Origin of the sequence: Bosea sp. 685, from assembly GCF_031884435.1 — a bacterium.
Lineage (GTDB): Bacteria > Pseudomonadota > Alphaproteobacteria > Rhizobiales > Beijerinckiaceae > Allobosea.
In genome coordinates, this window is record NZ_CP134779.1 from 861521 (window position 1) to 875855 (window position 14335).

Consider the following 14335-nt stretch of genomic DNA (forward strand, 5'->3'; position numbering starts at 1 on the left):
TCAGCGGCTGCAGAGGGCGGCTTTCGCCTGCTCATATTCGGTCTTGAGGCGTTCGATCACGGTGGCGGCGGAGGGCGCGTCGTCGATCAGCCCGACACCCTGGCCCGAGCCCCAGATGTCGCGCCAGGCCTTGGCGGTTCCCGAGCCGAAGCTCATCTTGCTCTTGTCGGCACGAGGCAAATCGTCGGGATCGAGCCCCTGGGCCGCGATCGAGGGCTTGAGGTAGTTGCCGGGCACGCCGGTGAAGAAGGGCGTGTAGACGATGTCGGCGGCGGCGGCCTCGACGATCATCTCCTTATAGCCCTGCGCCGCATTGCCCTCCTCGGTGGCGATGAAGCGGGTGCCGATATAGGCGAGATCAGCGCCCATCGCCTGGGTGGCGAGAATCGCCTGCCCGGTCGCGATCGCGCCCGAGAGGATGATCGGCCCGTCGAAGAAGCGCCTGACCTCGCCGACCAGCGCAAAGGGGCTCAAGGTGCCGGCATGGCCGCCCGCGCCGGCGCAGACCAGGATCAAGCCGTCGACACCGGCTTCGAGCGCCTTCTGGGCGTGGCGGATGGTGGTGACGTCGTGGAAGACGAGCCCGCCATAGGAATGGGCCGCCTCGACGACCTCATTGGGCGCGCGCAGCGAGGTGATGATGATCGGCACTTCATGGCGGACACAGACCTCCATGTCATGCATCAGCCGGTCGTTCGAGGCGTGGACGATCTGGTTGACCGCGAAGGGCGCGATCTTTCGCGCCGGGTCGGCAGCCTTGGCGGCGGCGAGCTCCGTCTTGATCCGGGTGATCCAGACATCGAGCTGCTCGGCCGGGCGGGCGTTCAGCGCTGGAAAGGAGCCGACGACGCCGTTCAGGCATTGCGCGATGACGAGCTCCGGCCCCGAGACGATGAACATCGGCGAGCCGATGACCGGGAGGCTGAGCGTGTCGGCGAGTGAGGCGGGCAGGGCCATTCTGGTCTCCGTTAGAAGCTCGCGGCGCCGGTTTCGCGGGCGAGGTAAAGATCGTGCAGGCGTTCCAGATCGACCTTGTCCGCCTTCTGGCTCATGAGCAGCTTGCCCGAGCGCATGAGATGGACATGGTCGGCGACCGAGAGCGCGATATGCGTGTTCTGCTCGATCAGCGCGATGGTGACGCCCTCGCTCTTGAGCCGGCGGATGATCGAGAAGACCTCCTTGACGATGACGGGAGCGAGGCCCAGCGACGGCTCGTCGATCAGCAGGATGCGGGGCTCGCTCATCATGCCGCGCCCCATCGCCACCATCTGCGCCTCGCCGCCCGAGAGCGAGCCGGCGAGCTGGCGGTGGCGCTCCTTCAGGCGGGGGAAGAGATCGTAGACGCGTTCGAGATTGCGGGCGCGGGCATTGCGGCAGCGGCGCGGATAGGCGCCCAGCGACAGGTTTTCCTCGACGCTCATATCCTTGAAGACCATGCGGCCCTCGGGAACCATGACGAGGCCGGCCTCCAGCAGATCCCAGGTCCTGGCCTTGAGCGCGCGCCCGTCGAGCCTGATCTCACCCTGATGCGGGATCAGCCCCATCAGGGCACGAAACAGTGTCGTCTTGCCGGCGCCGTTGGGGCCGACGATCGCTGTCAGCTCGCCCTGGGGAAAGCCGAGCGATACGTCCCAGAGCACGTTGATGGCGCCGTAGCCGGCGCGCAATTGCCTGACCTCAAGCATCGGCGGCTCCCGTATAGCTCTCGACCACGGCAGGGTTGCGGAAGACCTCGGCTGGCGTGCCGTCGGCGATCATCTGGCCGAAATTCAGCACGACGGCGCGCGAGCACAATGTCGAGATCGTTTCGATGTCGTGCTCGACGATGACGATGGCGAGCTTGTAGCGCTCATGCAGTTCGCGCAGCTTGTCGACAAAGCGGCGCTTGGCCTTGCTTTCCAGCCCCGCCAGAACCTCGTCGAGCAGCAGGAGTTTCGGGTTGGTGGCGAGCGCCTTGGCGATTTCGAGCCGCTTCAATTCCTGCAGCGCCAGCTCGGTCGCGGCGTTGCGCTCGGCATGCTGGCCCAGCTCCATGACCTCGAGGATCTCGTCGACGCGGGCGGCGTCGGCTTTGCCGGCGCCAAAGACCTGCGCGACGGTGAGGTTCTCGCGCACGGTCAGGTGATGCATCGGCTGCGGGATCTGGAAGGTACGCCCGAGGCCGAGCCGGGCGCGGGCATGCAGCGGCAGCCGGCTGATCTCGCGCTCTGCGAACAGGATGCGCCCGGTCTTCGGCCGGACCAGTCCGGAGATGGTGTTGAACAGCGTGGTCTTGCCGGCGCCATTGGGGCCGACGAGGCCGAGGATCTCGCCGGCACCCATGGCGAAGGAGACATCCTTCAGCGCGGTCAACCCGCCGAAGCGGACAGTGACGTCCTCAAGCCGCAACATGGGCGGCTCCCTTGGCTGTCTTCCTCTGGAACATGCCGAAGAGCCCGTTGGGCGCGATCAGGATCATGCCGGCGAGCAGGACGCCGAGCAGGATCTCGTGGCCGACCGGCAGCAGTTCCTTGGCGATGATCTGGTCGAACAGATAGATCAGCACTGCGCCTGCGACCGGCCCCAGGATGGTGCGGTAGCCGCCAAAAATCGCGGCAATGATCGGCAGGATGCTCCAGCTCGCCGAGAAGGCGTAATCCGGCTCGAGGAAGTTGATGATATGGGCGTTCATCGCGCCAAACAGCCCGGTGATGAAGGCCGAGAGCAGCAGCATCCAGGCTTTCAGCAAGGTTGCGTTGACGCCGACGACGCGGGTTGCATCCTCGCTCTCGGCCATGGCGCGCAAGGCCGTGCCGACATGGCTGCGCTTCACCGCGAGATAGATCGCAGCGCAAAGCGCCACCAGGACCACGAGCAGGCAGTAGCTGCCGACGCGGCTCGACAGGTCGAAGCCTAGGATCGTCGGCAGGGGTGGAAAGCGCTGGAAGCCGGCCGAGCCGCCGGTGATCGAGGTCGCCTCCGTCGCCAGGATCTTGAAGATATGGGCGTAGGCCAGGATGGCGAGCGCGAAATACGGACCCGACAGCCTGAGCGCCGGCAGCATCGCGACCGAGCAGAGCGCGGCCCCGCAGGCACCCGCCAGCAGCGCGAGCGGTACGGGCAGGCCGAGCTTCGCCGAGAGGATCGCCGAGGTGTAGGCACCGACGCCGAAGAAGGCGGCGTGGCCGAAGGAGACCATGCCGCCGAGATTGCCGAGCAGCGCCCAGGCGAGCGCGACGCCAGCCACGATGAGGGCGGAGACCATCAGGCCCATGACGTAGGAATTGCCGCTGAAGGCGATGGGCACGGCGATCGCGATGGCGAGGATCAGGAGAGCGGGAAGGCTGCGCATCATCGGGCTCCTCAACCGCGCCTAGTGCGTGCGCCGAACAGGCCGTTCGGCATGAAGAAGAGTACGAGCAGGAAGAGCACCATGCCGACGAGCTCCTGCAGCGCCGAGCTTGCCAAGGTCACTGTCATCGCCTCGGTGACGCCCAGCAGCAGCGCTGCGCAGAAGACGCCGGGAATCGAACCGACGCCGGCCAGCACCGTGACGATGAAGGCCTTGATGGTGAGCCCGGGCCCGAGCGCCGGCTGTACGACGCTCATCGTATAGAGCGCCACGCCGGCCACGCTGGCGAGGATGCCTGCGACGATGAAGGCCGCGAGCTCGACGCGGCGCGGATCGATGCCCATCAGCATGGAGGCGTCGCGGTTGGAGGAGACGGCGCGCACGGCGCGGCCATACCAGCTGTGCTTCAGCCACCACCACAGGCCCGCCATCACGGCAAGGCTGATGACGAAGGCGGTGATCTCGCCCTTCATGGCGTAGACCGAGCCGAAGGAGATGGCGTCCTGCAGGAAGGGCGAGCCGGTCGAGCGCACATCGCTGGCGAAGACCAGCAGGATCGCGTTGGTCAGGATGATGCCGATGGCGAAGGTCAGGATCAGCGAGTTCAATTCGCGGTGTTCGCGGATGCGCTCGATCAGCAGATAGATCACGACGCTGACGATGCCGGTGACGGCGAAGGCGAGCGGGATCGCGGCGTAAGGGTTCCAGCCCGTCCGGCTCTCGATGACATAGGCCATGTAGGCTGCGAGCAGCACGAGTTCGCCATGGGCGAGGTTGATGATCTTCATCGCGCCGAAGGTCAGCGCGATGCCGAGCGCCACCAGCGCATAGACCGAGCCGACGAGCAGGCCGGAGAAGAGGGATTGCTGGAGAAGTTCGAGCATGAGCGGGGAGGAGAGCCTGGTTTGTTCATTCCGCCGTCATCCCGGGCGACCGAAGGGAGACCCGGGATCCATGCCGGAACAGTTCAGGCATGGATCCCGGGTCTGCGCTTCGCTGCGCCCGGGATGACGGCGCGGGCGTTACTGGATGTATGCGATCACCACGGCACGGCGGGGTAGGCGAGTTTGCCGGTGGCGAATTCGGCCGGTGAGACCAGCGGGATCTTGCCGTCGCGGTGCTGGCCCATGCTGAGCGCGAAATTCGGGTTGTCGCCGGCCTCGTTGAAGGTGATGCGGCCGAGCGGCGAGGGGCGGTTGGTCGTCTTCATCTCGGCGAGCAGGCCTGCGCTCTTCAGCGTGCCAGCATCGGCGGAGCGGGCGAGCGCCTCGCTCAGCACCATCGTCTCGACGAAGGCGAGGGTCGAGGCGTACTCGATCTCCTTGCCGAACATCTCCTTGTAGACGGCGGCGAATTTCCGGCCCTCCTCGTCCTTCACCTCGACGGGGAAGGGCAGGAAGGTGGTGCCGATGACGTTCTGCATCAGGTCGGGGAAATCGGAATACATCTTCGGCGTCGCCAGCGACCAGGCACCGACGATGGCCTTCACCGGGGGCTTGAGGACCTTGGCGGCGCGGATGATGCCGACATAGTCGTTCTCATAGGCCGACATGAAGATGATCTCGGACTTGTCCTGCAGCTTCACCTTGTTGATGATCGGCTTGAAGTCGGTGATGGCGGGGTCGAAGGGATGCAGCGTGACCTTGTAGCCCTTCTTGGCGAGGCTCTCCTCGAGCCCCTTGGCCAGCAGCATCGGTGCTTCCTTGGTCGAGGCGATGATCGAGACGCCCGTGGGCTTCACCTCCTCGATCAAGCCCTCGATGCCGCGCTGGTAGCCGGCATTGTTGTTGATCCGGAAGAAGTTCTTGTTGCCGCGCTGGACCAGCTCGTCGGAGACCGCGCCGCCGGTGATGTAGACCTTGCCCAGGCGATTGGAGGTGTCGGAGGCGGGGCCGACGATGTTGGAGCCATAGCCGCCGATAATCGCGGCCGCACCGTCGGAGGAGAGCTTCTCGACGGCGGTGACGGCCTTCGCCGGCTGGCTCTCGTCATCGATGACCGTGACCTTGATCCTGTGCTTGCTCTGGCTCTCGTTGAAGACCTTGAGCGCGACCTGCATGCCCTCGTTGAAGGCCTGGCCGGAACGGGCGAGCGAACCGGTCAGCGGCATATGCGCGCCGATCGTGATGTCCTCGGCACGGGCGCCGGCGGCAAACGCGATGGTCGCGGCGAGGCAGGCCGTTGCAAGACAATTCCTGCGGATCATGAATTCCTCCGAAGTGCTTCTTCACCGGGCCGTTTCGCGGCATGATGTGGCGTTGCCAATGGCATGGCACGGGGTTTTGGGAGCGGTCAAGCGGCGGACATCAATTCCGCAGTGCAGCATGATGTGAGGCGCGAACCGGCTCGGCTCCATTAAGTCTCGGGGCTGCATCTTGACAAAGCGCTGGTGAGCCACTTCCTAGGGACCATAAATGCAGACGGTCGTTCTGCAATGCAGAACATAAAATCGACAAGAGGAAGACGCTCATGGAGTTCGTCCAGCTTGCCCTTCGCGGCAGGGTCGCGGTCGCGACGATCGCCAATCCGCCGGTCAATGCGCTGAGCGCAGGTGTCCGCGCCGGGCTCACTGACGCCGTCGCGAAGGCCGGCTCCGATCCCGCAGTGGACGCGATCGTGATCGCGGCCGCCGGCAAGGCCTTCATTGCCGGCGCTGACATCAGCGAGTTCGGCAAGCCGCCGGCGGCGCCGATCCTGCCCGATGTGCTCGAGGCGATCGAGACTTGCGCCAAGCCGGTGGTGGCAGCGATCCAGGGCGTGGCATTGGGCGGCGGCCTGGAGGTGGCTTTGGCCTGCCATGCCCGCGTGGCCTCGCCTGCGGCCAGGCTCGGCCTGCCCGAGATCAAGCTCGGCATCATCCCGGGCGCCGGCGGCACGCAGCGCCTGCCGCGCCTGATCGGTGCGGCGAGGGCGTTTCCGATGATGCTGAGCGGCGAGCCGATCTCGGCCGACAAGGCGGCTGCATGCGGGCTCGTCGACATGGTCGCGCTCGGAGATGTCGTCGAGGCGGCAGCAGCCCTGGCGCTGGATCTTGCGAGCAAGGGCGCGCCGCCCCGGACCGCCGACCGCGCGGAGGCGTTGACCGCGGCCGATCGCGAGGCTTTTGAGGCGCTCGCAGCCGACGCGACCAAGAAATCCGGCGACATGCCCAATGCGATGGCGCTGATCGAGGCCGTGCGCGGCGTGTTCACGTTGCCCTTCGCGGAGGGCATGGCGGCCGAGCGGACGCTGTTTCGCACGCTCGTCGCCGATGAGCGCTCCAAGGCGCTGCGCTATGCCTTCTTCGCCGAGCGCGAGGCGGCCAAGGTGCCGGGCATTGAGGCGAGCGTGAAGCCGCGCCCGATCGCGAAGGCGGCCGTGATCGGCGCCGGCACGATGGGCGGCGGCATCGCCATGTGCTTCGCCAATGCCGGCATTCCCGTGACCCTGATCGAGACCGAGCAGGGGCAGATCGACAACGGCATGAACCGGGTTGCGGCGATCTATGAGATGTCGGTGACGCGCGGCTCGCTGACGCCGGAGAAGCGCGACGAGCGTATGGCGCTGATCACCGGGGCGGTCGGCCTCGCGGCAGCTCATGACGCCGATATCGTCATTGAGGCGGCCTTCGAGGAAATGGGCGTCAAGAAGCAGATTTTCGGCGCGCTCGACGGCATCGCCAAGCCGGGTGCGATCCTCGCCAGCAACACCTCCTATCTCGACATTCCGACCATCGCGGCCGCGACCAAGCGGCCCCAGGATGTGATCGGGATGCATTTCTTCAGCCCGGCCAATGTCATGAAGCTCCTGGAGGTGGTGCGGCCAGCCGGCGTCGCCGATGATGTCGTCGCGACCGCGGTGGCGCTCGGGCGCACGCTCGGCAAGGTGCCGGTCGTGGTCGGCAATTGCTTCGGTTTCGTCGGCAACCGCATGCTGGCGCAGCGCACCCGGGCGGCCGAGCGCTTGCTGATCGCCGGCGCGCTGCCCCATGAGGTCGATGCGGCCGTGACCGCTTTCGGCTTCAAGATGGGGCCCTTCGCGATGTCGGATCTCGCCGGCAACGATATCGGCTGGCGCACGCGCAAATCATTGGGGAAGAAGGCTGCGGTCGCCGATGCGCTCTGCGAGGCCGGGCGCTTCGGCCAGAAGACCGGCAAGGGCTATTATCTCTACCCGGCCGGTGCGCGTGCCGGCCAGCGCGACCCCGAGGTCGAGGCGCTGATCGCGCGCATCTCGGCTGAGAAGGGTGTGACGCGGCGGTCCTTCACGGCCGATGAGATCGTGGCGCGCTTGATGGATCCGATGGTCAATGAGGGCGCGCGCATCCTCGAAGAGGGCATCGCGGCGCGGCCGGGCGACATCGATATCATCTGGCTCAACGGTTATAACTGGCCGGCCTGGCGCGGCGGGCCGATGCATTGGGCCGATACGGTCGGGCTCGACGTGATCGTCAAGCGGCTGGAGGCGCAAGCGGCCGAGAGCGGCGATGCGACGCTCGAACCGTCGCCGCTGCTGCGCAGGCTTGCCGCCGAGGGCAAGGGGTTCTCGGAGCTGAAGGCGCAGGCCGCATGAGCGCGGCCGGGAATTCCGGTCTGAGGCCGGTCTGGCAGCAGCGCTTCCCCAAAGCCTGCGACTGGGAGGCGCGCGTCGAGACCGGCATCGTGCCGGATCTGCTGGCGGCTGCCGTGGCGGCGCGCCCGGATGCGCCCGCGATCGAATTCCGCGAGCGCCGGACGAGCTATGCCGAACTCGACGCCATGGTCGCGCAGCTGGCGGCCGGATTGATCGCCGACGGCGTCAAGCCTGGCGACCGCGTCGCCCTGCTCCTGCCCAACACGCTCTGGCATCCGGTCGCCTTCTTCGCCATCGCGCGCTGCGGGGCGAGCGTGGTGCATCTCTCGGCGCTGGATGCGCCGCGCGAGCTGGAGCACAAGCTCAAGGCGACGAAGCCGGGTCGGTTGATCACAACCAATCTGCCAGGCTTTCTGCCGAATGCGCTGAAGCTGCTGGAGGCGGGCGGCGTCCCGCGCCTGCTCGTCGGCGAGGATGGCCGCTGGGGGCCGGGCGAGGCCGCGCCATCGGCGATCCCGAACCAGGCGAACGTCGCCCGGCTCGACGACCTCATGGACGCAGCTCCACCGGCGTCATGGCCTGTCGTCTCGCCCGACGACGTCATGCTGCTGCAGTTCACCGGCGGCACCACCGGCCTGCCCAAGGCGGCGATGCTGAGCCATGGTAACCTCGTCTCCGCCGTGAACATCTATCGGCTCTGGACCGATGGTGAGCCGCTGGAGCCCGGCGCGCAGAAGACGATCTGCGTGTTGCCGCTGTTCCATATCTACGCGCTGACGACGCTGCTGCTGCGCCATATCCGCGATGGCAACGAGATCCTGCTGCGCCAGCGTTTCGATGTGGAGACGCTGATCGCCGATATCGCGGTCAAGCGCGCGACGCTGTTCTCCGGCGTGCCGACGATGTGGTTCGCGCTGTTGAACCGTGAAGGCGTCGAGGCTGTCGACTTCTGCTCGCTGCGCTCCTGTGTCTCCGGCGGCGCGCCATTGCCCTTCGAGGTGCAGACGAAGCTCGAAGGCATTCTCGGCGTCCGGCTCAACAATGGCTGGGGCATGACCGAGACCGCGCCGGCGGGCTCGCGCGTGCCCGGCGACGCCAAACCGCGGCCGGGGCTGATCGGCGTGCCCTTGCCGGGCATCACCATGAAGATCGTCTCGCTCGAGCCCGAGCGCGACGAGTTTCCGCCCGGCGAGATCGGCGAGATCGCGATCAAGGGTCCCAATGTCTTCAAGGGCTATCTCGACGACGCGGCCGCGACGCAGGAGGCCTTCCATGAGGGCTGGTTCCTGACCGGCGATCTCGGCCGGATGGATGAGGACGGGCTGTTCGAGATCGTCGACCGCCGCAAGAACATGATCATTTCAAGCGGCTACAACGTCTATCCCGTCGCGATCGAGAGCGCGATCTACGAGCATCCGGCGGTGCAGGAGGTCGTCGTGATCGGCGTCGATGACGCCTATCGCGGCCAGGCTGCCAAGGCCTTCGTCAAGCTGAAGGCCGGCCATGTGCCGTTTTCGCTGGAAGAGCTCTCCGCCTTCCTGAAGGACCGGCTCGGCCGGCACGAAATGCCGCGCGCGCTGGAATTCCGCGAGAGCCTGCCGCGCAGCGCCGCCGGCAAGCTGCTGGCCAAAGTGCTGGTGGCCGAGGAAAAACAGAAACAGGCGGCTTCGACCGCTACCGATTCCGCCGCATAGGACAAAGCTCAGCCATGACCGAAGCCGTCATCGTCTCCACTGCCCGCACGCCGATCGGCAAGGCCCATCGCGGCGCCTTCAACCAGCTCCGCGGCGCCGATATGGCCGCCCATGCGATCCGTCACGCGCTTGCCCGCGCCAAGGTCGAGCCCGAGGCCATCGAGGAGGTGGTGCTGGGCTGCGGCTATCCGGAGGCCGCGACCGGCGGCAATGTCGCGCGCCATGCGGCGCTCGTCGCGGGCATTCCGGTGCAGTCGGCCGGCGTCACCGTCAGCCGCTTCTGCGCTTCAGGTCTGGAGGCGATCGCCCATGCGGCGCGGCGCGTGATCCTGGACGGCGTGCCGGTCGCGGTCGGTGGCGGCGTCGAGTCGATCTCGCTCGTGCAGCCAGTGGTCAGGCGCGAGCTGACCCAGAACGACTGGCTGATGGCCAACAAGCCGACGATCTACACTTCGATGATCGAAACTGCCGACAATGTCGCGCAGCGCTACGGCATCTCGCGGGAGCGCCAGGACGAATTCTCGCTGGAGAGCCAGCGCCGCACGGCCTCGGCCCAGCAGCGCCAGCTCTTCGATGACGAGATCGTGCCGATGAGCGCGGTCATGGCGGTGACAGACAAGGCGAGCGGCGAGGTGCGCCAGGAAGAGGTGACGCTGTCCAAGGACGAGGGCAACCGGCCCGATACGACGCTGGAGGGCTTGCTCAAGCTCAAGCCCGTGCGCGGTGAGGACCACTTCGTCACCGCCGGCAATGCCAGCCAGCTCTCGGACGGCGCCTCGGCCAGCGTGGTGATGTCGGCGCAGGAGGCGGCGCGGCGTGGGTTGTCGCCGCTCGGCACCTTCCGCGGCTTCGCCTCGGCCGGTTGCGAGCCCGACGAGATGGGCATTGGCCCGGTCTTCGCCGTGCCGCGCCTGCTGGAGCGCAACGGCCTGACCGTCGCCGACATCGATCTCTGGGAGCTGAACGAGGCCTTCGCCTCGCAGTCGCTCTATTGCCGCGATGTGCTCGGCATCGATCCCGAGAAGGTCAACGTCAATGGCGGCGCGATCGCGATCGGCCATCCCTTCGGCATGAGCGGGGCGCGCCTCGTCGGCCATGCGCTGCTGGAGGGCCGTCGCCGCAAGGCGCGCTATGCCGTCGTCACGATGTGCGTCGCAGGCGGCATGGGCTGCGCCGGCCTGTTCGAAATCAACAATTGAGGTTGCGATGAACCGCCTCGTCATTCCGGGGCTCGCGGAGCGAGAACCCGGAACCCACGACTGGGTGAGCAGTGGCGACTTGGCCGTCGTACCCCGTCGTGGGTTCCGGGTTCCCGGCTGTGCCGGGCCCCGGAATGACAGGACGGTTTGGCACATATGAGGAAAGCATAGTCATGGACCTTCGCTTCACGCCTGAGGAGATCGCGTTCCGCGACGAGGTGCGGCAGTTCTTCCGTACCGAAGTCCCGGCCGATATCCGCAAGAAGGTCTCTGAAGGCCGCGGCATGACGCGCGAGGATTACATCACCTCGCAGCGCGTGCTGAACGCCAAGGGCTGGGCCGTGCCACATTGGCCCAGGGAATGGGGCGGGCAGGACTGGACGCCGATCCAGCGCTACATCTTCACCGAGGAGATGCTGCTGGCGGCCGTGCCGCTGCCGCTGCAGTTCAACTGCTACATGGTCGGGCCGGTGATCGCCGCTTTCGGCAACCAGGCGCAGAAGGAAAAGCATCTCGCCAAGATCGCCAATCTCGACGAGTGGTGGTGCCAGGGCTTCTCCGAACCGGGTGCGGGTTCCGACCTCGCCTCGCTCAAGACCAAGGCGGTGCGCGAAGGCGACCACTACATCGTCAACGGCCAGAAGACCTGGACGACGCTTGGCCAATATGCCGACTGGATCTTCTGCCTGGTGCGCACCGATCCCGCCGCCAAGAAGCAGGCGGGCATCTCCTTCATCCTGATCGACATGAAGACGCCGGGTATCACGGTTAGGCCCATCATCACGCTCGAGGGGCGCCACGAGGTCAACGAGGTCTTCTTCGACAACGTCAAGGTGCCGGTCGAGAACCTGGTCGGCGAGGAGAACAAAGGCTGGGACTACGCAAAATTCCTGCTGGCGAACGAGCGCACCGGCATCGCCCGCATCGGCCTCTCCAAGGAGCGGCTGGCGCGGATCAAGCGCCTGGCCAGGGAGATGCCGGCCGGCGAGGGCACGCTCTGGGACGACCGCGATTTCCGCGAGCGGGTGGCCGAGGTCGAGATCGAATTGAAGGCGCTGGAGATCACGCAGATGCGGGTCGTCGCCGCGCAAGGCAAGCGCGACCCCAACAAGCCCGATCCAGCCTCCTCGATCCTGAAGATCAAGGGCTCGCAGCTCCAGCAGGCGACGACGGAGCTTTTGCTGGAGGTGGCCGGGCCCTTCGCATTGGCTGCTCCGGTGCGCTCGGGCGACCTGACCAATGACTGGCCCTTCGACTATGACTGGGCCGATGCGGCGGCGGCGAGCTACTTCAACAACCGCAAGGTCTCGATCTATGGCGGCTCGAACGAGATCCAGAAGAATATCATCGCGAAAGCGGTGCTCGGATTGTGAGATTCATCTCGACCTGTCCCCACGCTCCGCCGTCATCCCGGGCTTGACCCGGGATCCATCCTAGAGCGCTTGCGCCCTTCGATGGATCCCGGATCGGCGCCGCTTACGCGGCTTGTCCGGGATGACGCGGCGGGTGGAATGGCTGCATTGCGAACCTGAAGAGACGCATCATGGATTTCGACCTTTCTTCCGAACAGACGCAGCTCAAGGATGGCGTCGAGCGGCTTGTGGCTGCGACCTATGGCTCGCTCGAACAGCGCAAGGCGCAAGGCGCCGGCCCGCTCGGCTTCAGCGAGAAGAGCTGGGCGCAATTCGCCGAGATGGGACTGCTCGGCATTCCCTTCACGGAGGAGGAGGGCGGCTTCGGCGGCGGCCCGGTCGAGACGCTGGTGGTGATGGAGGCGCTGGGCAAGGGGCTGGCGCTGGAGCCCTATCTCGCGACTGTCGTGCTCGGCGGCGGCGCGGTCAGGCTGGGCGGATCGAATGAGCTCAAGCAGCGCATCATTCCCGGCATCGTCGAGGGCAGCACGAGGCTGGCGCTGGCCTTCACCGAGAAGCAGTCGCGCTACGATCTCAACGATGTTGCGACCACGGCGCGCCAAGCGGGCGACGGCTTCGTGCTGGAAGGCGCCAAAAGCGTTGTCATCCATGGCGACAGCGCCCAGCATCTCGTCATCAGCGCTCGCACCTCCGGCAACCGGCGCGACAAGGCCGGTATCAGCCTGTTCCTCGTTGCGGCCGATGCGCCCGGCGTGAAGATCCATGGCTACGCGACGCAGGATGGCGGGCGTGCGGCCGAGGTCGCGCTGTCAGGCGTTCGGGTCGGGGCGGCCGAATTGATCGGGCCATTGGACCAGGGCCTGCCGATCCTGGAGCGCGTCTGCGAATTCGCCATCGCCGCGCTCGCGGCCGAGGCCGTCGGCATCATGGAAGCACTGCATGGGCTGACGGTGGAGTATCTCAAGACGCGCCAGCAATTCGGTGCTCCGATCGGCAATTTCCAGGTGCTGCAGCATCGCGCGGTCGACATGCTGATCGCGCTGGAGCAGGCGCGCTCGATGGCGGCCTATGCGGCGATGATGGTGGAACACGACAATGCGGTAGAGCGCGCGGCAGCGCTTTCGGCGGTCAAGGTCCAGATCAACCGCTCCTGCCGCATCGTCGGCCAGGAGGCGGTGCAGCTCCATGGCGGCATCGGCATGACGATGGAGTATCTCGGCGCGCATTACTTCAAGCGCCTGACCATGATCGAGAGCCTGTTCGGCGATACAGCGCATCATCTGCGCCGGGTCGATGCAGCGGGAGGGCTGGCGGCATGAGTCCGGACGACAAGCTGCCGGCGGCGACGGCTTTCCTGCTCGCGCATTGGCGCGGGGGCACGAAATGCGCGGAGATGCCGGAGGTTCTGCGCCCGGCGGATCTGCGCGAAGCCTATGGCATGCAGGCGCTGTTCGAACAGAGCAGCGCGTCGCCGCTGTTCGGCTGGAAGATCGCCGCCACCAGCAAGGCGGGACAGGCGCATATCGGAGTCGCGGGACCGCTCGCCGGACGGATTCTTGCCGAGCGCGTGCTGGCGGATGGCGCGACGACTTCGCTCAGCGGCAACGCCATGCGCGTGGCCGAACTCGAATTCGCTTTCCGGATGGGTCGCGATCTGCCGCCGCGCGAGACGGTCTATTCGCAGGACGAGGTTTTGGCGGCGGTCGAAAGCCTTCACCCTGCGATCGAGCTGCCGGATTCACGCTTCGTGGATTTCGCCGCGGCAAGAGGCGTCCAGCTCGTTGCCGATAATGGCTGCGCCCATGAGTTCGTGCTTGGCGACAGCACAGGAGCGGCGTGGCGCGGCCTTGATCTCGCGGCGTTCCGGCCGGTTGCGCGGATGCCGGGCCGGCAGGACCAGGAAGGACTCGGCGCCAATGTGCTGGGTGATCCACGCATCGCGCTGACCTGGCTGGTCAACGAACTCTCCGCCCTTTGCGTGGTGCTGAAAGCAGGCGAGGTGGTGACGACGGGGACCTGCCTCGTGCCGATCGCGATCTCGCCCGGAGACAGGCTCGACGCTGATTTCGGCGTGCTTGGGCGGGTTGCGGTGGCTTTCTCCTAACAACCCTGCTCCCAACGAACCTTGCTCCGGCGCTGTCATATCAGGGCCATTCATGCTTGTTTCGCTGCATTGCGGCAGAAGCG

Annotated in this window: 12 protein-coding genes; 6 read left to right on the forward strand and 6 right to left on the reverse strand. The window is 66.4% G+C overall.

Annotated elements, in window-relative coordinates; all coding sequences use genetic code 11:
* From RMR04_RS05080 to RMR04_RS05105, 6 genes are all read right to left on the reverse strand, one after another.
* On the reverse strand, nt 1-957 hold the full coding sequence (locus tag RMR04_RS05080; RefSeq protein WP_311913324.1) for an NAD(P)H-dependent flavin oxidoreductase: 957 nt from the start codon (nt 955-957) through the stop codon (nt 1-3).
* Between the two features lie 11 nt (nt 958-968).
* A complete protein-coding gene (locus RMR04_RS05085; protein ID WP_311913325.1) occupies nt 969-1685 on the reverse strand; it encodes an ABC transporter ATP-binding protein in 717 nt (238 codons plus the stop codon).
* A complete protein-coding gene (locus RMR04_RS05090) occupies nt 1678-2391 on the reverse strand; it encodes an ABC transporter ATP-binding protein (protein ID WP_311913327.1) in 714 nt (237 codons plus the stop codon). The genes RMR04_RS05085 and RMR04_RS05090 overlap by 8 nt, the downstream gene beginning before the upstream one ends.
* Nucleotides 2378-3331, reverse strand: a complete 954-nt coding sequence (locus RMR04_RS05095) for a branched-chain amino acid ABC transporter permease (protein ID WP_311913329.1) — start codon at nt 3329-3331, stop codon at nt 2378-2380. The genes RMR04_RS05090 and RMR04_RS05095 overlap by 14 nt, the downstream gene beginning before the upstream one ends.
* 11 nt (nt 3332-3342) lie before the next feature.
* The gene (locus RMR04_RS05100) at nt 3343-4215 is read right to left on the reverse strand and encodes a branched-chain amino acid ABC transporter permease (protein WP_311913330.1); all 873 of its coding nucleotides are present in this window, start codon (nt 4213-4215) and stop codon (nt 3343-3345) included.
* Nucleotides 4216-4370: 155 nt separating this feature from the next.
* A complete protein-coding gene (locus RMR04_RS05105; RefSeq protein ID WP_311913331.1) occupies nt 4371-5537 on the reverse strand; it encodes an ABC transporter substrate-binding protein in 1167 nt (388 codons plus the stop codon).
* Nucleotides 5538-5800: 263 nt separating this feature from the next.
* Between RMR04_RS05105 and RMR04_RS05110 the strand changes: the two genes are divergently transcribed.
* The 6 genes from RMR04_RS05110 (at nt 5801) to RMR04_RS05135 (ending at nt 14252) form a co-directional block, all read left to right on the forward strand.
* Nucleotides 5801-7882 carry a 3-hydroxyacyl-CoA dehydrogenase NAD-binding domain-containing protein gene (locus RMR04_RS05110; protein WP_311913332.1) on the forward strand — a complete coding sequence of 694 codons (2082 nt, stop codon included), beginning with the start codon at nt 5801-5803 and terminating at the stop codon, nt 7880-7882.
* A complete protein-coding gene (locus RMR04_RS05115; protein WP_311913334.1) occupies nt 7879-9576 on the forward strand; it encodes an AMP-binding protein in 1698 nt (565 codons plus the stop codon). Before RMR04_RS05110 ends, RMR04_RS05115 begins: the two co-directional genes overlap by 4 nt.
* Nucleotides 9577-9590: 14 nt before the next feature.
* Nucleotides 9591-10775: an acetyl-CoA C-acyltransferase gene (locus RMR04_RS05120; protein ID WP_311913335.1), complete on the forward strand. Its 1185-nt coding sequence runs from the start codon at nt 9591-9593 to the stop codon at nt 10773-10775.
* 173 nt (nt 10776-10948) lie between these two features.
* The gene (gene pimC, locus RMR04_RS05125) at nt 10949-12148 is read left to right on the forward strand and encodes a pimeloyl-CoA dehydrogenase large subunit (protein ID WP_311913336.1); all 1200 of its coding nucleotides are present in this window, start codon (nt 10949-10951) and stop codon (nt 12146-12148) included.
* A 170-nt stretch (nt 12149-12318) separates the two neighbouring features.
* On the forward strand, nt 12319-13467 hold the full coding sequence (locus RMR04_RS05130; protein WP_311913338.1) for an acyl-CoA dehydrogenase family protein: 1149 nt from the start codon (nt 12319-12321) through the stop codon (nt 13465-13467).
* Nucleotides 13464-14252 (forward strand): 2-keto-4-pentenoate hydratase, encoded by a 789-nt coding sequence (locus RMR04_RS05135; RefSeq protein WP_311913339.1) that lies wholly within the window; start codon nt 13464-13466, stop codon nt 14250-14252. Before RMR04_RS05130 ends, RMR04_RS05135 begins: the two co-directional genes overlap by 4 nt.
* The last annotated feature ends 83 nt before the right edge of the window (nt 14253-14335 follow it).